At 64.0% G+C, this 20,040-nt stretch carries 16 protein-coding genes and 1 tRNA gene; 13 read left to right on the top strand and 4 right to left on the bottom strand.

Annotated elements, in window-relative coordinates; all coding sequences use genetic code 11:
* Positions 1 to 4 precede the first annotated feature (4 nt).
* Both OQZ28_RS01630 and OQZ28_RS01625 read right to left on the bottom strand, forming a co-directional pair.
* Positions 5 to 1,756 (bottom strand): Hint domain-containing protein, encoded by a 1,752-nt coding sequence (locus OQZ28_RS01630; protein WP_458134960.1) that lies wholly within the window; start codon positions 1,754 to 1,756, stop codon positions 5 to 7.
* Between the two features lie 308 nt (positions 1,757 to 2,064).
* Complete coding sequence (locus OQZ28_RS01625) at positions 2,065 to 2,901, bottom strand: glycosyltransferase family 92 protein (protein WP_458134959.1); 837 nt, start codon at positions 2,899 to 2,901, stop codon at positions 2,065 to 2,067.
* 369 nt (positions 2,902 to 3,270) lie between these two features.
* Between OQZ28_RS01625 and rho the strand changes: the two genes are divergently transcribed.
* Positions 3,271 to 4,581 (top strand): transcription termination factor Rho, encoded by a 1,311-nt coding sequence (gene rho / locus OQZ28_RS01620; protein WP_061275141.1) that lies wholly within the window; start codon positions 3,271 to 3,273, stop codon positions 4,579 to 4,581.
* Between the two features lie 141 nt (positions 4,582 to 4,722).
* Here rho and OQZ28_RS01615 read toward each other — a convergent pair whose 3' ends face one another.
* Both OQZ28_RS01615 and OQZ28_RS01610 read right to left on the bottom strand, forming a co-directional pair.
* On the bottom strand, positions 4,723 to 5,694 hold the full coding sequence (locus OQZ28_RS01615; protein ID WP_458134958.1) for a quinone oxidoreductase family protein: 972 nt from the start codon (positions 5,692 to 5,694) through the stop codon (positions 4,723 to 4,725).
* Between the two features lie 30 nt (positions 5,695 to 5,724).
* Complete coding sequence (locus tag OQZ28_RS01610; protein WP_458135020.1) at positions 5,725 to 6,177, bottom strand: methylated-DNA--[protein]-cysteine S-methyltransferase; 453 nt, start codon at positions 6,175 to 6,177, stop codon at positions 5,725 to 5,727.
* Between the two features lie 99 nt (positions 6,178 to 6,276).
* Between OQZ28_RS01610 and mnmE the strand changes: the two genes are divergently transcribed.
* The 12 genes from mnmE (at position 6,277) to OQZ28_RS01550 (ending at position 20,012) form a co-directional block, all read left to right on the top strand.
* The gene (gene mnmE, locus OQZ28_RS01605; RefSeq protein ID WP_458134957.1) at positions 6,277 to 7,584 is read left to right on the top strand and encodes a tRNA uridine-5-carboxymethylaminomethyl(34) synthesis GTPase MnmE; all 1,308 of its coding nucleotides are present in this window, start codon (positions 6,277 to 6,279) and stop codon (positions 7,582 to 7,584) included.
* A gap of 12 nt (positions 7,585 to 7,596) precedes the next feature.
* Positions 7,597 to 9,468, top strand: a complete 1,872-nt coding sequence (gene mnmG / locus OQZ28_RS01600; protein WP_130730794.1) for a tRNA uridine-5-carboxymethylaminomethyl(34) synthesis enzyme MnmG — start codon at positions 7,597 to 7,599, stop codon at positions 9,466 to 9,468.
* Positions 9,468 to 10,094, top strand: coding sequence for a 16S rRNA (guanine(527)-N(7))-methyltransferase RsmG (gene rsmG / locus OQZ28_RS01595; protein ID WP_458134956.1), 627 nt, complete (start codon positions 9,468 to 9,470; stop codon positions 10,092 to 10,094). The genes mnmG and rsmG overlap by 1 nt, the downstream gene beginning before the upstream one ends.
* Entirely contained in the window at positions 10,087 to 10,914 is an 828-nt protein-coding gene (locus tag OQZ28_RS01590) for a ParA family protein (protein WP_130730792.1), read from the top strand. The genes rsmG and OQZ28_RS01590 overlap by 8 nt, the downstream gene beginning before the upstream one ends.
* Positions 10,911 to 11,810 carry a ParB/RepB/Spo0J family partition protein gene (locus OQZ28_RS01585; RefSeq protein WP_458134955.1) on the top strand — a complete coding sequence of 300 codons (900 nt, stop codon included), beginning with the start codon at positions 10,911 to 10,913 and terminating at the stop codon, positions 11,808 to 11,810. The genes OQZ28_RS01590 and OQZ28_RS01585 overlap by 4 nt, the downstream gene beginning before the upstream one ends.
* An 83-nt stretch (positions 11,811 to 11,893) precedes the next feature.
* A tRNA-Lys gene (locus tag OQZ28_RS01580) sits at positions 11,894 to 11,969 on the top strand.
* A gap of 134 nt (positions 11,970 to 12,103) precedes the next feature.
* Positions 12,104 to 12,838, top strand: coding sequence for a gamma-glutamyl-gamma-aminobutyrate hydrolase family protein (locus tag OQZ28_RS01575; RefSeq protein WP_458135019.1), 735 nt, complete (start codon positions 12,104 to 12,106; stop codon positions 12,836 to 12,838).
* On the top strand, positions 12,835 to 13,611 hold the full coding sequence (locus OQZ28_RS01570) for a pseudouridine synthase (RefSeq protein WP_130730790.1): 777 nt from the start codon (positions 12,835 to 12,837) through the stop codon (positions 13,609 to 13,611). The genes OQZ28_RS01575 and OQZ28_RS01570 overlap by 4 nt, the downstream gene beginning before the upstream one ends.
* Complete coding sequence (gene rsmD, locus OQZ28_RS01565; protein ID WP_458134954.1) at positions 13,611 to 14,186, top strand: 16S rRNA (guanine(966)-N(2))-methyltransferase RsmD; 576 nt, start codon at positions 13,611 to 13,613, stop codon at positions 14,184 to 14,186. The genes OQZ28_RS01570 and rsmD overlap by 1 nt, the downstream gene beginning before the upstream one ends.
* A gap of 155 nt (positions 14,187 to 14,341) precedes the next feature.
* On the top strand, positions 14,342 to 17,164 hold the full coding sequence (locus OQZ28_RS01560) for a DNA translocase FtsK 4TM domain-containing protein (RefSeq protein ID WP_458134953.1): 2,823 nt from the start codon (positions 14,342 to 14,344) through the stop codon (positions 17,162 to 17,164).
* Entirely contained in the window at positions 17,161 to 17,919 is a 759-nt protein-coding gene (locus OQZ28_RS01555) for an RluA family pseudouridine synthase (protein ID WP_458134952.1), read from the top strand. Before OQZ28_RS01560 ends, OQZ28_RS01555 begins: the two co-directional genes overlap by 4 nt.
* Positions 17,901 to 20,012: a hypothetical protein gene (locus OQZ28_RS01550; protein WP_458134951.1), complete on the top strand. Its 2,112-nt coding sequence runs from the start codon at positions 17,901 to 17,903 to the stop codon at positions 20,010 to 20,012. The genes OQZ28_RS01555 and OQZ28_RS01550 overlap by 19 nt, the downstream gene beginning before the upstream one ends.
* Positions 20,013 to 20,040 lie beyond the last annotated feature (28 nt).

Genomic DNA, 20,040 nt, shown 5'->3' with positions numbered 1-20,040 from the left:
TCTCTCATGCTGTCAGGGACTGCGGCTGGGGCGTAGCGCTGATGACATAGGGGCCACCTGCAAGGATTTCGAGGCAGAGCAGCCCCATGAGCGTGGGGTGCCGGGCGCCGAGGTGCACGGTGGCCTGCCCGTCTGTCCAGCGGCAGGGAACATTTTCGGGTGCGTACCAGCCATCATGCCAGCCCTCGGGCGCCTCATGGGCAAGGTGGGTGGTAATGGGGCGGGCCACGCTGCCGTCGAACAGTTTGATGTCCTTGACCAGAACGCCAAGCTGGCGGCGGTCGTCAATATAGGGGCCGATCGTGTCCGACGGGCGGCTGGTGCGGGACATGATGCGTACGCTCTCCACCCCCGGTGGGATCATGAAGAAGGCAAACCCGTTTGCCTCGCGCATCTTGTGGATGATGACGCCAGCCTGCGTCATCAGGTGCAGGTCGGCCTCGTCCGTCATGGTGGCGGCCTGTGCCTGGGGTTCATGCCCTGAAGCAGCGGCGCGGGCCGCGATCTGGCGGAACAGCGGCTCGACGAAGCCCGGCGATACGTCAAGCGGTGCGGCGGCCTGCGCCCATGTCAGGTTGCGGCTGCCACCGAGCAGAACGACATTGCCCTGTTGGCGGAAGGCACGGCGGTTTCCGGTATCGAGATAGCTTTCGGTCATCATGCCATCAGCGATGATGACCGCGTGTTCCTGCGTTTCAATATGGTAGTAATCATACGACGTGATCGTGCGATCGTAGAAAATGGACGTGTTATTGACGAGCATGCGGGCGGGCACGAACCGCCCCTCGAAATAAAGGCAGTGCTCCGCCGTAATCAGCATGTCCTTGTAGGGCACGCCCGCGCTTATGGCATCCTTGAGGATACGGACCGGGTAGCCTGCTTCATCATCGGGCAGTCCGGGGTGAACCATGGCATGCGCCCGGCCAGCCCATGTAATGGTGCGGGGCTGTGGCGCGCCATTCACCATGGTGATGATGGTGTCGCCCGCGCACAGGTCTTCAATGGCGATGTCAGCATCCGGGGTGCGGATCATGGAGCCGGCGAGGAAGCACACCAGGACCGTGCCTTCCCCATCCGCATCGGCCACGGTGGAGACGTAACCGGCGGCCTGCGGGTTGGTGTCCTGATACTGGCCCTGAAGCGCCAGCGTATCCCCGTTGGAGAAGGTGAGGGTGGAAGAACCAAGCAGGCTATCATAGCTGACGCCGGTTACCGTTGCGGGGGTGCCATCACTCTCCACGATAATGGAATCACCACTGCCGAAGTTGTTGATGGATGCGCCCGACAGCAGCGCAAGCCCCGTGTCGGAACCGGCAAGGTTGAGCGTGCCGCCGCCGCTGCCAAAGTTGATGGTGGCGCCCGCCAGGGCGGAAATGATGCCAGACCCGTTGAATGTGCCGCCATTTGTCAGGTTGATTGTCACCCCGCTTGCCGCGTTCAGCAGGCCGCCAGCCAGCGCCACCGTGCCCCCATTTGCATCGAGGGTGGTTGTGGTCAGCGTGTTTACGGCGCCCGCGCTGACTGTCACGACCGTATTCTTTTCAGCGGTGACGGTAAAAGAGGCAGCGGCGGTTACGGGCAGGTCAAGCAGGCCTGCGAGGTCGATTGTCGCATCAACGGGCTTGCCGTCTGGAGAGGAGACGGTGATGGCCGCAGGCGAAAGGAGGCCGAGCAGGCCGCCGGGGTCCAGTGTATATGAGCCGCTTTCGGTTACGGTGTTGCCTGTTCCATAATAAACGCCGAGGATATCGGACATATTCATACTCCTGAATCTGGATGGCCGAAATATTTTCTTTTGGAAGTTGCAGAATATGCGCCAATGAATAATATTTATTTAAAGATCTGGTTATGATTTCTTTTTGTAAGCATGATATGAATACCTGTCTGAAAAGTTGAGCCTGAGGCAGGATGGAGGGGACCGCTCATGTGAAGTCATGAGGGCGATCTTTTGGGGTGAATGCTTCATAAGTAACTGGAATTAAAAAAGTTTTTGGCAAAGCTTTTTTCAAAAAGCTTTGAAAACGGCCGCTTTTCTAAAAGGTATGCGGTGCACGCCCTGCCCGCTCATGACAGGCTGGATAAAAGATCGACTGCGGAAATGATTTCTTTTGTCCGTTTTAAAAAACGCAGGGCTGATACATCGACAACATCATTCAGGTCAGCATAGCGGAAACCTTCCATGATCTTGTCATTGTCAAATGCTGATGTATCCATATCGGGATACCCGCGTTTTATTTTACGAATCCACTCGCTCTGGCTTCTGGTATAATAATGATTGATCTGGCATTCATCATAGATAGGCCCGTGATTGACTATGCCCGGCTTTTCCCATGTCGGTTCACGATGCAGGACATTGATGCTCCTGCCATCAATTTCAAAAACATGAGGATTGATGCAGTGTTTTGTTTTTTTGGGGTTCAGAATGGTTTTGACATGGCGGGTATTGTAAAAATTTTCATCCGATCTTCTGGTGAAGGATTCCATCATCAATCCTTCGGGCGCATTGATATGGCCTGATGACCCGAACATGGCCCAGTTGAGAACCAGGGCATCATACGCATCATATTTTTCAAGAAAATCGTTTATATTCTCGTCGTTTTTTGGAACGATAAATTCATCGGAATCAATGAAAGCCATCCATCTGAATTCCTCACGATAGGTCGAAATACAGAAATTATAAGCATCTATCTGATAAAAGAAGTCCTCCTTTTCCCATAAATGGTATCTGACATCCATGAACCTGCCGAGTTTTTCAATTTCAGGGCGGGTATTATCAGTTGAATTGTTATCAAGTATAATGATTGTATCGAATCCCAGTGCCTTGTGGTAGCAGACCCATTCCTTGATGTGGGCTTCTTCATTTTTGATAATCATGCACACAGAGGACTTGGAGGGATGCATTTTCAGGGCCTAAAATATTCCAGCAAGGTCAGGCACTAGACGGGATAATCTTTTACAATCTGTAAAAATGGCCCGCAGGCGGCGTGTGTCGCGGAGAATGCCTGGCCGGACCTGCTGTGTGTATGGACCTTCCGGTCTATAGATAATGCTGTCCGGCTGTGCAAAAGCTTGACCTTGGGCGGGGAAAAGCATATTATGGCGACCATTCCTGATGGTGCTCCGGCCCAGATGGAATCCCTTCCTGTCAGTCAAGCAGCATCAACCGTTTCATCCGAACATGGTCAGGCCCCTTTCGTGGCGCGCCTTCGTCCCTCTGATTGCTGACTTTTCTTTCCCTCCGTGAACTGCCCACTTATAGGCACATCCTGCATGCAACTCGCCGAACTCAAGGCCAAAACTCCAGCAGACCTTCTGGCTTATGCTGAAAGTCTGAACATTGAAAACGCATCATCTCTTCGCAAGCAGGAGCTGATGTTCACGATCCTCAAGACCCTGGCTGATAACGACCAGGCCATCTATGGGGACGGCACGCTTGAAATCCTGTCCGATGGATTTGGCTTCCTCCGCTCGCCCGAGGCCAATTACCTGCCAGGGCCGGATGATATCTACATCTCTCCCAGCCAGGTCCGCCGCTTTGGCCTGCGCACCGGTGATACGGTGGAAGGCCAGATCCGCGCCCCGCGCGATGGGGAGCGGTATTTTGCGCTGCTCAAGGTCAACGCCATCAATTTCGAGCCGCCCGAGGCCGTGCGCCAGCGCATCAACTTCGACAACCTGACTCCGCTCTACCCCGAGCGGCGGCTGAAGATGGAAGTCGAGAACTCGGCCGTGGGTGGCGCTGAAGCCCCGGTGCCCACCGGCAAGGGGAAGGGCAAGACCCCGAACCGCGATTTCACTTCCCGCGTGATCGACCTTGTCTCGCCCATCGGCATGGGCCAGCGCGCTCTGATCGTAGCCCCCCCGCGCACCGGCAAGACCGTGATGCTGCAGAGCATCGCCTCCTCCATTTCCGCCAACCACCCCGAGGTCTTCCTCATCGTGCTGCTGATTGACGAGCGGCCCGAGGAAGTGACCGACATGGCGCGTTCCGTGCGCGGCGAGGTGGTGTCCTCCACCTTTGACGAGCCCGCCACCCGCCACGTGCAGGTGACGGAAATGGTGCTGGAAAAAGCCAAGCGCCTTGTCGAGCACAAGCGTGACGTGGTGATTCTGCTGGATTCCATCACGCGCCTGGCCCGGGCCTACAACACGGTCGTGCCCTCATCGGGCAAGGTGCTGACCGGTGGCGTGGACGCCAATGCGCTGCAGCGCCCCAAGCGCTTCTTCGGTGCGGCCCGTAACATCGAGGAAGGGGGGTCGCTGACCATCATCGCTACCGCCCTGATCGATACCGGCAGCCGCATGGATGAGGTCATTTTTGAAGAGTTCAAGGGCACCGGCAACTCGGAGCTGATCCTTGACCGCAAGCTGGCCGACAAGCGCACCTTCCCCGCGATCGACATCACCAAGAGTGGCACGCGCAAGGAAGAACTGCTGGTTGATCGTGCCGACCTGGCCAAGATGTGGGTGCTGCGCCGTATCCTTGCGCCGATGGGCACGATGGATGCGATGGACTTCCTGCTCGACAAGCTGAAATACAGCAAGACCAACCACGACTTCTTTGATGCGATGAATACCTGATCGCATCAGGACGTGTGATGAATCAAAAAACCCCGGCTTTGCAGCCGGGGTTTTTTATTGAAAGTTTTTGGTGAAGCTTTTTTCAAAAAGCTTCGGAAGACGCTGCCTTTTTGGAAAAAAGGGGGCACCCAAAAACTTTTATCAGGGCAGCAGGATGGTGCTGCCGGTGGTCTTGCGCGATTCCAGTGCGATATGCGCCTGTGCCGCATCCTTGAGCGCAAAGGACTGGCCGATGCGCGGCGTCAGCACGCCTTTCTCAACAAGGGCAAACAGTTCATGGGCTGCATGCTCAAGGGCCGTGCGCTGGGCGATATAGGTCATGAGCAGGGGGCGGGTCAGGTAAAGGCTGCCATGGCTGGCCAGCGTGCCCACATCCACTCCGGTCACGGCACCTGTGGCATTGCCGTAGCTGACCATCAGCCCCCGTGGCCGGAGGCAGGACAGGCTGGCCTCGAACGTGGCCTTGCCGAGACTGTCATACACCACGGGCAGCATGCGGCCTTCGGTCAGGGTGCGGACCTGTTCGGCCACAGTGTCGGTGCCGATGATGACATCCGCCGCGCCATTGGCCTTGGCCAGTGCAGCTTTTTCCGGCGTGGAGACTACGCCGATCACGCGCGCGCCCAGATGCCGTGCCCACTGGCACATGAGCAGCCCCACGCCGCCTGCTGCCGCATAGACCAGAATGTCATCGCCCGGCTGCACGCAGTACACCTCGCGCAGCAGCATGTGCACGCTCAGGCCGCGCAGCATCATGGCGGCGGCTGTCTGGGCCGTGATATCGGGCGGAAGCACCACGACCCGGTCTGCCGCGATGGCGCGCAGGGTGGCGTATCCACCCGGTGTTGCGGGGTAGGCCACCCGCATGCCGACCTCCAGCCCCGTTACGCCTTCACCCACTGCCGTGATGGTGCCAGCCCCCTCCATGCCGGGAATGGCGGGCAGGGCGGGGAATTTGTACAGCCCGCTGCGGAAATAGGTATCAATGAAATTGACGCCGATCGCCTCCTGCCGCAGCACAACCTCGCCGGGGCCAGGTGTCGGGACAGGCAGCGTTTCCACGCGGAGGACATCGGGCCCCCCATAGTCATGCACGCGGATGACGGTATTCATGATCGTGGCTCCTGTTCTGCTATGCGGGGTTCAAAGCGGGGTGGCGGACAGGGTTTCAAGGTCAAGCAGGAACTGCCGGTCACGGGCACCTTCATCGCCGGGATAGCTGTCGGGGTCATAATCCGGGCAATCGGCAAAATCGATGCGGTGGCAGGGAATGAAAATGGGGATGGGGTTCTCGGCGCAGGCACTGAGAATGGTCTCGGGCGATACGCCTGCCCGGCGAGCGGCATCGCGCCAGTTGACCTGCTGGCCCACGGGAATGGTCTGCATGAACTGCCACGCCGCCTGCTGCTCTGGCGTGCCATAGGGGGCAAGCGGCAGGTCGCACAGCGCGACCTCGCCATCAAAATAGGCTTCCAGCCAGGAGCGGGCTTTATCGAGCAGGGGTGTTTCTTCCTGGTCGCGGCCCCAGCCCCAGTCAAGCGCCACGATCTGCCCATCCTCGGCGGAGACGGTCAGGGGGGCCAGTGGCGAATGCATTGAAAGTTGTGGCATGAGTCACCTTGATCAGGACAAAGAGGTGAACGATAACGCCGTTCGCAGCACCGGCAAAATGATGATGACCTGATGGAGGCAAGAATGCAGGACAATGATGGCTCTCCCCCGGTCATTTTCGCCCTGGCCAGCGGCCTGTCGCGCGCGGCAATCGCCGTTATGCGCCTGAGCGGGAAGGGGAGTGGCCGGATGCTTGAAAGCCTCTGTGGCCGCCTGCCTGCGCCCCGCCGGGCCTCGCTGCGCGGGTTGTGGAACCGGCAGGGCGCCACGCCCGTGCTGCTCGATCGCGCGCTGGTGCTGTGGTTTCCCGGCCCGGACAGCTACACGGGCGAAGATAGCGTGGAACTGCACCTGCACGCTGGCCCTGCCGTGATCAATGCCGTGGCTGATGCGCTCGTAGCCCTTGGCGCGCGCCCAGCCGAGCCGGGCGAGTTCAGCCGCCGGGCCTTTGGCAACGGGCGCATCGACCTCATGCAGGCGGAAGGTATTGCCGACCTGATCGATGCCGAGACCGAGGCCCAGCGCAGGCAGGCGCTGGCGCAGGTTGATGGCGCGCAGAGCCGCCTGTATCACGCATGGGCTGACAGGCTGCGCACGCTGCTGGCCCATCAGGAAGCGCTGATCGACTTCCCCGATGAAGAACTGCCGCCGGAAGTGGAGCAGGGCCTGCTTGATGGCCTGACGGCGCTGCACGCAACCATGACGGCCTACCTGCGCGAGGGCGCGGGAGCAGAGCGGCTGCGGCGCGGGCTTGTCTTTGCCATTGTGGGCGAGCCGAATGTGGGCAAGTCCAGCCTGCTCAACGAGCTGGCGGGGCGGGATGCGGCAATCGTATCCGCCCGTGCCGGTACCACGCGCGATGCGATCGAGACCCGTATCGTGCTGGGTGACGTGCCGGTAACGCTTGTCGATACCGCCGGATTGCGCGAAACAGAGGATGAGATTGAAGCCGAGGGTGTGCGGCGCTCGATGTTTCACGTGAAACAGGCGGATTGCGTGGTGCAGGTCTTTACCGGCAGCACCCTTCCGCCCCGGCTGGAAGAGGGTGGCCTGCTGGTGTGCAACAAGATCGACCAGCACCACGCGCCTGAGGGGGCAATTGGCATCAGTGTTCTCACCCATGCGGGCATGGATGTGCTACGGACAGTGCTGGCCGAGAAAGCCCGCGCCCTGACAGCAGGCCGGGCCAATGCCCCGCTGACCCGCGCGCGCCATCGTGCCGCAATCGAGGAGACGGCGCACCATATCGGGCGCGCGCTTTCGCTGGCGTGGCCGGAAATGCGGGGTGAGGAAATGCGGCTGGCCATGCGCGCGCTTGGCCGCCTGACCGGGGCTGTGGATGTGGAAGCGCTGCTGGATACCGTGTTTGGCCAGTTCTGTATTGGCAAGTAGGAGCAAGGGGTGATGGATCGGGCCTATGATGTGATTGTCGTCGGGGGCGGGCATGCGGGGTGCGAAGCCGCCGCTGCCGCCGCGCGCACGGGTGCCCGCACCCTGCTGCTCACGCACCGGCGCGATACGGTGGGCATCATGTCGTGCAACCCGGCGATTGGCGGCATTGGCAAGGGGCATCTGGTGCGCGAGATCGATGCGCTGGACGGGTTGATGGGCATTGCCGCCGACCGGGCGGGCATCCACTTCAAGCTGCTCAATCGCTCCAAGGGCCCAGCGGTCCATGGCCCGCGCGCGCAGGCGGACCGCACGCTGTACCGGCAGGCCATACAGGACCTGCTGGAACAGACCGCGGGGCTGGAAATTGTGGAAGGCGCTGCGGGTGACGTGCGGCTCGATGCGCAGGGCCGCGTGGGCGGCGTAGTGTGTGAGGATGGCCGGGTCTTTTCTGCCGGTGCCGTCGTGCTGGCCACCGGCACCTTCCTGCGCGGCACCATCCATGTCGGGCATGACAGTGAGCCGGCGGGCAGGGTAGGGGATCGGCCCGCCAATGCGCTGGGTGAGCGTCTGGCCGCACTCGGCCTGCGCATGGGTCGCCTCAAGACCGGAACACCCGCCCGCATCGCGCGTGACAGCATCGACTGGGACAGCCTGCCCGAAGACCGGGGCGATGCCGAACCCGAACCCTTCAGCCGCATGACGGACGCCATCACCAATCCCATGGTCTCGTGCCGCATCACGGCCACCACGCCGCGCACGCATGAGATCATTCGCGAGAACCTGCACCTCTCGGCACTGTATGGTGGTGCAATCTCGGGGCGGGGGCCGCGCTACTGCCCCTCCATCGAGGACAAGGTGGTGCGGTTCGCGCAAAAGGATTCGCACCAGATCTTTCTTGAGCCCGAAGGCCTGCCCGGCAACCCCGATGGCGGGCTGGTCTACCCCAATGGCATTTCCACCAGCCTGCCTGCCCATGTGCAGCTTGAAATGCTGCAAAGCATTCCGGGGCTGGAAAACTGCCGCATCGTGCGGCCGGGCTACGCCGTTGAATATGATTATGTCGACCCGCGTGAACTCGCCCCCACGCTGGAACTCAAAAGCCTGCCCGGCCTGTTCCTGGCGGGGCAGGTCAACGGCACGACGGGTTATGAGGAAGCCGGGGCGCAGGGCCTGATCGCGGGCATCAACGCCGCCCGGCACGCAGCCGGTGAGGCAGGGGTAACGCTGGAGCGTGGCGATGCCTATATTGGGGTTATGATTGATGACCTGACCACGCAGGGCGTGTCCGAGCCATACCGCATGTTTACCTCGCGCGCGGAATACAGGCTGACCCTGCGGGCCGATAACGCTGACCTGCGTCTCACGCCGCGTGGCATGGAATGGGGGTGTGTTGCGGCACCACGCGCCGCGCGGCTCAAAGCGGAGCGGGCGGCCATTGATGCAGCCACCCGCCGGGCCGGGCAGGAAACCTATGCGCCGGAACTCCTGCGCCGGGCCGGGATCAGTGTCTCGGCAGACGGGCGCGCGCGCTCGCTGCTTGATGTGCTGGCCACTGACGCAACGCCCGCCATGATTGCCTCCATCGCCCCGTGGTTTGCCGACCTGCCGCCCCGCGTGGCCCGGCACCTGGCCACCGAGGCTCGCTACAGCGGCTACATTACCCGTCAGGATCGTGAGATCCGCCAGCTTGCCACCGAAGGCCGCATCACCCTGCCGCCTGACCTCGATTATGCGCAGGTTGGCGGGCTGAGCAGCGAGATGCAGGAGCGCCTTGCGCGCGTGCGGCCCGTAACCTTTGGCGCTGCCCAGCGCATTCCCGGCATTACGCCCTCAGCCCTTGTGGCGCTCTTGGCCCATATCCGCCAGCGCCAGGTTGCAGCCTGATGGCGCGCGACGACGCCGTAGCGGTGCTGGCCGATGTTTCACGTGAAACAGGCGAACGGCTGGAGCAGTATGCCGACCTGCTGCTGCGCTGGAATGCGCGCATCAACCTTGTCTCCCCCCATGACCTGCCGCATCTGTGGTCACGCCATATCGGCGATAGCCTTCAGCTTGCCAGCCTGATCCCCCCCGGCGGGGTGGATCTTGTCGATATGGGCTCGGGCGGGGGGTTTCCCGGTCTGGTCATTGCATGTGCGACCGATGCGAATGTGACGCTGGTTGAATCCGACCAGCGCAAGGCCGCCTTCCTGCGTGAGGCGGCGCGGGTGGCGGGGGTGAAGGTGCGGGTCTGCGCGCAGCGGCTGGAGGTGGCCGATGTGCCGCCAGCGCAGGTGGTGACGGCCCGGGCCCTCGCACCCCTGTCGCGCCTGCTGGAATGGGGCACGCGGTTCCTGCGGCCCGATGGTGTCTGCCTGTTTCTGAAAGGACGCAACGCAGAGGAAGAATTGACGATGGCCCGTGCCGATTGGCACATGGCGACAACCCGGATTCCAAGCCGTACCAATACGGATGGTGTGATTCTAGAATTGAGCGATATCAGGCGTGTCAGAGACCATAACAATGAATGATACGGGAAGCCGGTCCGCGTCTTCCCCCCGCATTATCGCGCTGGCCAACCAGAAGGGCGGCGTAGGCAAGACAACCACCGCCATCAACGTGGCGGCGGCGCTGGCTACCTCGGGGCTGAAAGTGCTGCTGGTCGATCTCGACCCGCAGGGCAATGCCTCGACCGGTCTGGGCGTTGGGTATGACGCCCGCAGCAGCGGCACCTATGCCATGCTTGAAGATGGCGCGCGCGCCGCAGGCGTGGTGCAGGCCAGCGCGGTGCCGGGCCTGTCGCTGATTGCGGCGGATACCGAACTGGCTGGCGCCGAACTGGAACTGGTCATGGCGGAAGGGCGTGAATACCGCCTGCGTGAGGCGCTGGCCCAGATTGGCAGCGATTATGACGTGGTGCTGATCGATTGCCCGCCCAGCCTTGGCCTGCTCACGCTCAACGCGCTGGTGGCGGCGCAGTCGGTGCTCGTGCCGCTGCAATGCGAGTTCTTCGCGCTTGAAGGCATCAGCCAGCTGGTGCGTACCGTCAACAGCGTGAGCAAGGGGCTCAATCCCGCGCTCAAACTCGATGGCATCGTGCTGACCATGTATGACCGGCGCAACAACCTGTCGGAACTGGTGGCTGATGATGCCCGCAGCTTCTTTGGCAACAAGGTGATGGAAACCCTCATTCCCCGCAATATCCGCATCTCCGAGGCACAGAGCCATGGGCAGCCGGTCATGAATTATGACCAGCGCTCGTCGGGCAGCCAGGCCTATCAGGCGCTGGCAACCGAACTGGCCCAGCGCCTTGGCCTGTCGGCTGGCCATAAAGGGAAGGCACGCGCGTGAAAACCAAGAAGGAAGCAGGCCGCCCCCGTCTGGGTCGCGGGCTTGCGGCATTGCTGGGCGAGCAGGTCAATGCGCTGCCTGCCGCGCCGGCTGTTGAAGGACGCAAGGCGCCGGAAGCCATTTCCAGCCTGCCGGTTGATGTCATGGAGCCAAGCCCCTTTCAGCCGCGCCAGCAGATGGAACCGGGCGCGCTGGATGAACTGGCCAGTTCCATCCGCGTGCGCGGCATTTTGCAGCCCATTCTGGTCCGGCCCCATCCGCAGCGCCCGGGCACCTACCAGATCATTGCGGGCGAGCGCCGGTGGCGGGCTGCGCAGATCGCCGGGCTTCATGACGTGCCGGTGCATATCCGCCCGCTTGATGATGGCGATGCCATGGCCGCGGCCCTGGTCGAGAACCTCCAGCGCGCCGACCTCAACGCCATCGAGGAGGCCGAGGGCCTTCAGCGCCTGCTTGATGACTATGCCCTGACCCAGGATGAACTGGCCGGCGCCATCGGCAAGTCGCGCCCGCATGTGGCCAACATGGTCCGCCTGCTGCAACTGCCGCCGCCCGTGCGCGATGCGGTGCGCCATCAAAGCCTCTCCGCCGGTCATGCCCGGGCCCTGCTGGCGCATCCCGATCCGGTGGCCGCACTGAAGGTGGTGCTGGCGCAGGGGCTGAACGTGCGCCAGACCGAGGCCCTGGCCAAACAGCATGAGCGCAAGGTCGCTACCGCGCGCGAGAAGGGGGAGAAGGCTGCCAGGAACCCCGAGATCACCGCCCTTGAGCGCGATCTTGCCACAAGGCTGGGCCTGAAAGTGCAGATCAGCTTTGATGGCAAGGGTGGGAGCCTGAAGATCGATTACCGTTCTCTCGAGCAGTTTGATGGGCTGCTGCGGCTGCTCCAGCGCTAGGGAGTATAAAAAAGTTCAAAAAACCCCTTGCCACCCAACGGGGTGACTGCTAGAAGCCCTCTCACCCGAGAGGGTAACCCTGTGGGCGCATAGCTCAGTTGGTAGAGCAGCTGACTCTTAATCAGCGGGTCCAAGGTTCGAGCCCTTGTGCGCCCACCATAGGGTTTAATAAGATTACATAAGTCCCCATCAAGGCTCTGCCGGTGGGGATTTTTTGTATCATGCACGCAGCACAGAAGGGGGAACAGCATGATGACTCCGTTCCGCCCGTTCGCCGGTCCCGCAGGGCCATGATCTCTTCGCGTGCCCCCCTGATCGGTATCACGCTCGATAGTGAGCCACCCTCCACCACGGGCGGCTATTCCCGCTTTGCATGGTACGCGCTGCGCCAGAACTACATGGACATGATTTCCGCCTGTGGCGGCCTGCCCGTGGCTGTGGGGCATGATGCGGCGCAGGCTGCGCAGATGATGGCGCGGCTCGACGGGCTGGTGGTGACCGGGGGCGCCTTTGACGTGTCGCCACAGCTTTATGGCGATGAACCGCCGCATGCCACCGTGCAGACCAAGCCGCGCCGCACGGCAGCGGAACTGGCGCTGCTGGGGGCGGGACTGGATCTGGGGCGACCCGTGCTGGGCATTTGCGGCGGCATGCAGCTGCTCGCCGTGCTGCTCGGTGGGCGGCTGGTGCAGCATATTCCCGATACCTATCCCGCGGCCCTGGCGCATGAACAGCCCAACCCGCGTGACGAGGCGGGGCATGTGGTGCATGTCACCCCCGGCACGCAGCTTGCGCGCCTGGTGGGGCGCGATACGCTGGCCGTCAATTCATCGCACCATCAGGCGGTGGCGGATGCCGGGCGCGGAGTCGTCTGCGCCACGGCGCCCGATGGCGTGGTCGAGGCCATTGAGCTTTCCGGCTATCCGTTCTGTATGGGGGTGCAGTGGCACCCCGAATTTGGCATATCGGCAGGAGACCGTCTTCTGTTCGAAGGGTTGATCGACGCTGCGAGGCAGACAGGAACATGACACAGGACCATTCCACCGAAGCCCCCCCCGCGCGTGGCGACCGTATTGCCAAATGGCTGGCCCGTTCGGGCGTGTGCAGCCGGCGCGATGCCGAGCGCCTGATTGCCGAGGGCAAGGTGCAGCTCAACGGCGCGCCCGTCACCCATCCGGCCACTTTTGTCGATGAAGGCGATATCGTTCAGGTCGAGCAGAAGGTGGTCGGCGCGCCCGACCGCACGCGGCTGTGGCGCTACCACAAGCCCGACGGGCTGGTCACGACCCACCGTGACCCCGAGGATCGCCCCACCGTGTTCGATTCCCTGCCGCCGGGCATGCCGCGCGTCATCAGCGTGGGCCGCCTTGACCTGAATAGTGAGGGGCTCTTGCTGCTCACCAATGATGGCGCGCTCGCGCGCAGGCTGGAACTGCCCAGCAATGGCTGGATCAGGCGCTACCGCGTGCGCGTGTTTGGCGTGGTTGATGAGCGCGCGCTGGCATCCCTGATCAGGGGCAGCGAGTTTGATGGCGTGCGCTATGGCCCGATCGAGGCGCAGCTTGATTCCGTCAAGGGCGATAATGCCTGGCTGACCGTATCGCTGCGTGAAGGCAAGAACCGCGAGATCCGCAAGGTGATGCAGGGGCTGAACCTGCATGTCAGCCGCCTGATCCGCACTTCCTACGGGCCGTTCCAGCTTGGCACGCTCAAGCGGGGCGAACTCGAGGAGGTGACCGGCAAGGTGATCCGTGAGCAGATCGCGGGCCTTGCGGGCGGCAAGACCCCGCGCGGGGCCTGATGCGCATCATCGCGGGCGAATGCCGAGGTCGCAGCCTGCTGGCGCCGCCGGGGCAGGTCACGCGGCCCACGGCGGACCGGGTGCGCCAGGCCCTGTTTGATACGCTGGCCCATGCGGCATGGGCCGGGGCGGACCGGCTGCGCGGCGCGCATGTGCTCGACGGGTTTGCCGGAACGGGTGCTCTGGGGCTTGAGGCCCTTTCACGCGGGGCGGCATCGGCGCTGTTTGTCGAGCGCGACCGCGCGGCCCAGCGGTGCCTGCGCGAGAATGTGCGCGGCTGTGGCGTGCAGGACCGTGCCACGATTCGCGCCTGCGACATGCTGCGCCTGCCGCCGCGTGGCACTGCTGCCCCCGCTGATCTGGTCTTTCTTGATCCACCCTATAACCAGGATCTGCCCACAAGGGCGCTGGCCGTGCTTGAACGGGGCGGGTGGCTGCATGCCCGCACCCTCATCGTGGTCGAGACGGCGGCGGCGGAAGAGGCTCCCGTGGCGGCGCAGCGCCTGCTGCTCGAGCGGCGGCACGGGGCGGCCTGCCTGTATGCCTGGCAGCATGGGGTGGATGATAACGGGTGATTCATCGCCGTATTTTATCCTGTCGGCCTTCTTTCTGTCGTGTGGACAGGGTTATAGTTGTTTCGTTTGGCGGGAATGGCAGGCGCGGCATGCAAGGTCATCTCCCTCGTGCTTTTGGTCCCCGCAGGCGGGCCTTATGATCGGGATGTGGATTTTTGGCGATCTTCAGCCGTTTTTTTCCTGAATCACTTTCCTCTGGCCCGGCCCGTTCGCGCCTGCGCGAACGGTTGGCCGAAGCCGGTGGCGTGGGGTTGTGGATTCTGGCGCTGTGTCTCGTCATCGCGTTATGGAGTTACGATCCGCGCGATCCCTCCGCCAATACGTCAAGCGCGCAGCCGCCAGGCAACCTGCTCGGGCGGCCGGGCGCCTATATGGCGGACTTCATGCTCCAGAATTTCGGGATCGTGGGCACGCTGACCATTTTCTGCCTCATGGCATGGGGCTGGCGCCTGATCCGCCATCATGGGCTGGCATCGGCACTGCTGCGTCTCATCGCGCTGTTGTGCGGCCTGCCGGTCATTGCGGCTGATGTCGCGGCCCTGCCGCTGCTGGCGGGGCTACACGCGCCGCAATGGCCCACGCAGGCGGGCCTGGGCGGTGCGGTTGGCCTGTCGGTCGCGCATATGTCGATTCAGGCCGCCACCGTGTTCATGGGGCGCGGCGGCCCCTTTCTCGTCTGGGTGCTGGGGCTGGTGCTGGGTGGCCTGCTGGTGCTGCTGGCGCTCGCCCTGTCCCTGTCGGAATGGCAGGGCATGGGGCGTGGCTTCCTGTCCGGGCTGCGCCAGCCCATGGTGCTGGTGGCCTGGCTGCGCCGCATGACGGCCCGGCCCGAAGCAGGGCAGGGCAGGGCGCAGGCACCGGCCTGTCCACCCGCCTCTCAGGCTGTCCCTGCCGCAGCGCCCCCTTCATCACAGGCCGCGCTGATGGAGGAAGAGGACGAACCGCTTTTCAATACCGCCCTGACAGTGTCCACGCCCCATGCTGAAGCAGCCGTTCCCGCGACCGTTCCCGGCACGGGCCTGACGCCGGTGAATGATGCGGCCTCCCCGGGCAGCCTGCGCGCGAACGTGCCCGCCACCACGACAAAGCCGGATGCGGCGCGCCCGGCGCTGCCCGGCAGCCGCAAGGTGGAAGGGGGGCGACCGGCGCAGGTGTCGTTGCAGAGCAACTGGATGCACCCGCCCGGCATGGATGAGGACATTCCCCAGCCGCTGCTGATGGGGGGGGATGACACGCCCTCTGACCGCGCGCCATGGCATGACGAGCCGCCTGCGCCTGAAAACAGGGCCATCACCGATCATCCGGGCACGCCGCCCGCTGTTGAGGAACCCGCGCGCCCGAACATCTTTTCGCGCCTTTTCTCCGGCGGCTCGCGCGCTGAAGAGGCGCCCGCCCGCCCGGATGCATATGAGTCGCCTGCGCCCGCAGCGTCCGCCACGCCCGCCTATACGCCGCCGCAACAGCCGCAGTGGCAGTTTCCCTCGCTGTCACTCCTGACCCCGCCGCCGCCGGCCTCCACGACCAAGCCGACCGAGGAACTGCTCAAGGCCAATGCCGCCCAGCTCGTGACCGTGCTGTCCGAATACGGGGTGCAGGGCACGATCGTGGCCTATCATGCAGGCCCCGTGGTCACGCTGTATGAACTCCAGCCTGCTGCCGGCATCCGCGCCGCCCGCGTGATTGGCCTGGCGGATGACGTGGCGCGTTCCCTGTCGGTGCTCAGCGTGCGCATCGCCACCGTGCCGGGGCGCAACGTGATTGGCATCGAGGTGCCGAACTCACGGCGCGAGACGGTCTATTTCTCCGAATTGCTCATGGACCCCAGATGGGCGCATTCTCCCGCGCGGCTCAACCTTGCGCTTGGCAAGGATATTGCGGGTGAATCGGTTTACAGCGACCTTGCCGCCATGCCCCACCTGCTGATCGCGGGCACCACGGGGTCGGGCAAGTCGGTGGGGGTGAACTCCATGATCCTGTCGCTGCTCTACCGCCTCTCGCCCGAGCAGTGCCGCCTGATCCTGATCGATCCCAAGATCCTCGAGCTGTCCATCTACGAAGGCATTCCCCACCTCATGACCCCGGTGGTGACGGAACCGGCCAAGGCGGTCGCGGCCATGAAATGGGCGGTGCGCGAGATGGACCGCCGCTACCGCGCCATGGCGCACCTGCAGGTGCGTAACATCGCCAGCTACAACGAGCGCGTGACCGAAGCCCGCGAACGCGGCGAGATCGTGACCCGGCGCGTGCAGACCGGCTACGACCCCGAAACCGGCAAGCCGACCTTCGAGGAGCAGCAGCTTGCCCTTGATTCGCTGCCGTACCTTGTCATCGTGGTTGATGAGATGGCCGATCTCATGATCGTGGCGGGCAAGGAGATCGAGTCCCTGCTGCAACGCCTTGCACAGAAGGCGCGCGCGGCGGGCATCCATCTCATCCTTGCCACCCAGCGCCCCTCGGTCGATGTGATTACCGGCACCATCAAGGCCAATTTCCCCACGCGTATTTCCTTTCAGGTCATCAGCAAGTTCGACAGCCGCACCATTCTGGGCGAGCAGGGGGCCGAGCAGCTTCTGGGCCGGGGCGACATGCTGTTCATGCAGGCGGGCGGGCGGATCACGCGCGTGCATGGCCCCTTCGTGGCGGATGCGGAGGTGGAAGCTGTCGTGGCCTTCCTGCGCACGCAGGGCGAGCCGATCTATGATGATGACGTCATCTCGCCGCAGGAAGAAGACAGCGCTGACAAACCGTTTGCCGCCCCCTCTGGCGGCGCTGATGAAGATGGCCTGTTTGCCCAGGCGGTCGAGGTGGTGGCGCGCGAGGGCAAGGCCTCGACGTCCTTCATCCAGCGCCATCTCTCCATCGGCTATAACCGTGCGGCCAAGATCATCGAACAGATGGAAAAGGAAGGGCTGGTCAGCGAGGCCAATCATGTGGGCCGCCGTGAAGTGCTGATGCGCCGCTCGACAGAAGACGAATGAGGCCATCTTCGCCCCGACCCGCATCCGTGCAGCCCACTGGCTCCCTGCCGTTCACGGTTCTGTACCGTGACAGCCGCTTCGTGGTGCTCGACAAGCCGCCGGGGTTGCCGGTCCATCCCGGCCGCAGGGGTGGGGCGAGTGTCGAGGACTGGTTTCCCCTCCTGTCCCGCCACCGCAACGGGCCGTGGCTGGCGCACAGGCTGGATCAGGATACGGCGGGCTGCCTGGTCGTGGCGCTGCGCAAGCAGGCCCTGGTAGCGGCGCAGGCCTGTTTTGCTTCAGGCCTGGCCCGCAAGACCTACTGGGCCATCGTGCATGGCACGCCTGCGGGCCTGTCTGGCGTGGTTGCAGATCCCCTGGGCCGCGTGGAAGAGGCCGGGCAGTGGCGCATGCAGGCCAATGTGAAGGACGCGCAGCCTGCCCGTACGCGGTGGCGGGTGCTGGGGCAGGGCAGGGATGCGGCCGGTGCACCCATAAGCTGGCTGGAACTGGTGCTGGAAACCGGGCGCACCCATCAGGCCCGCGTGCATTGCGCCCTGATCGGCTGCCCCATACGGGGGGATGAGCGCTATGGCGCGCCCACGGCCGGGGCGCTACACCTCATGAGTCGCGGCATCAATCTGCCGCTTGACCCGCCCGTGCGGGCCATGGCGCCCCCACCGGACCATATGCGCCGCATCATGGCCGAGGCAGGCTGGGTCGTGCCGCCCGCCAACGTGGAAAAGGAAACAGCACGGTGTTCGCCCATACTCTGACGCAGGAGCTGCTGCGTGTTCTGGAACGGCCAGACCTGCGGGTGATTGCGGGCGCGCGGCGCATCGTGCTGGACCCGGTGCTGCACGCACCCTTCCGCATCCTGCCCGATGGGGGGATCGTGCTTGGCCTGCCGCTTCAGGGTGACCTTGAGCAGACGGCCTTTTTCCTGCGCCATGCGCTTGAACTCGCCGCCCTGCTGGAACGCGCGCCCCGGCAGCCTTTTCATGCCGCCTTCTGCGCCGCCCGTACGGCAGCGCTGTTCTGGTACCTCGATACGGGCCGCGCCGATACGGATGCGCCAGCCGCATGGGTGCCCCTGATGGCCGGGGCCTGTGTGCCGGACAGCGCCACCCTGCGCGCGACATGGCCTGCCCTGGCCCCCCTGCAGCCCGCACTTGCCGCCACGCCCGTGGAGGCCGATTTCACGGCATTGCAGGGCGCGCTGACCCGGTTATGGAAGCTGCTGGGGCCGATCGAGACCCTGATGGCAACGGGCGGCGATGCCCGGCTGGCGCTGGACCCGGCAACGGGGCTGAATCATTACGGCTGTTCGCACCGGCCCCGGCCCTGGGCCATCACCTTTGCCTCGTCCACGGCCTCGTCCCTGTCCGAGCGTGGCTTTGCCGGCGCCGAAACGGCCCGTCTCGCCCTGGTGGCGGGGGCCTTGCAGGACCGGGCGGAGGAGGCGGCCCGGGCACAGGATGCCGATATACAGGCCCGTATCGCCACCGCGTTTGGGCTGACCGGGCAAGAAGGCGTGGTGCTGGCCCCGTCGGGCACGGATTGCGAGCTGTATGCGCTGGCCCTTGCGGCGCTGGCGCCCTGTGGCCGCCCCGTCAGCAATATCCTCCTTGCCCCCGAGGAGACGGGCAGCGGTGTGCCCCTGGCCGCGCAGGGCCGTCATTTTGCCAATGACACTGCCCTCGGCCACGGCGTGACACGGGGCGCGCGCATTGCGGGTTTCCCTGATGACACGGAGGTGGTCAACGTGCCCATGCGCGATGGGGCGGGCCATGTGCGCGCCCTGGCGGATGTGGATGCACAGACGCGCCGCCTGACGCATGAACTGCGCGCGGCAGGCCGCCATGTGCTGCTGCATCGGCTTGACCTGTCCAAGACGGGCCTGCTCGCACCGGGGCTTGCGGCGCTGGAAGAGGCGACCGCCCCGCTTGGCGCAGGCCCGGATGACCGGCCCGACGTGGTGGTGGATGCCTGTCAGGCACGGCTCGACCCGGCACGGGTGCGTGCCTATCTGGACATGGGCTGGATGGTGATGGTGACCGGCTCCAAATTCTTTACCGGGCCGCCCTTTTGCGGGGCGCTGCTGCTGCCTGCCTGCGTGCGCCGCAGGCTTGATGGACCGCGCAGTCTGCCCGCCGGGCTTGCGGATTACAGCTATCAAGCCGCCTGGCCAGCAGGCCCGGCGCGTGATGGCCTGGCGCCGGGGCACAATATCGGCCTGATCCTGCGCTGGCAGGCGGCCCTGGCTGAAATAACGGCGTTTGGCGCCATACCGCGTGCCGTGGTGCGCGACCGGCTGCGCACTTTCCTTGCGGCCGTGACGGCGCAGATCGCGGCCAGCCCCGTGCTGGAACTGCTGCCGCCTGTTGCGCCCGCCCGGCCCGGGCCCGATCAGGCATGGGACTGTCTGCCCACCATCATGAGCTTTTTTGTCCGTGCGCCCGACAGCCCCGAAGGCGGCTTTCGCCCGCTGGCGGTGGCCGAGGCGCGGCAGTTATATGCGTGGCTCAATACCGATCTTTCCGGCTGTATTCCCCCTGATGACGCTGATGCAGCCCTTGCCGCGGTGTTGTGCCATGTAGGCCAGCCGGTGCCGCTGGCCCATCCCGACCTGCCCGATGCACTGGCGGGGGCGCTGCGCATTTCGGCTGGCGCGCGGCTGGTTTCGGGCGAGCCCTCGCATGAGGGCATGGACCCGACCGAACGCCTGCACCGCGAGGCGCGCAATGTCGGGCGCATCCTTGACAAGATTGGCCTGATCCTGCGGCACTGGCCCCGCCTTGCCGCCATGGCGCCCGTGCAGACCTACCTGCCGCATGGCTGGCGCGCGCGTGCGATTCTGCCTGCCTGACCTTTTCCTGTTTTTTCCATGATGGATT

This window comes from Komagataeibacter sp. NFXK3 (genome assembly GCF_054182245.1).
Note: the sequence above shows the minus strand (reverse complement) of the source record. Positions and strands in the feature narration are given on the sequence as shown.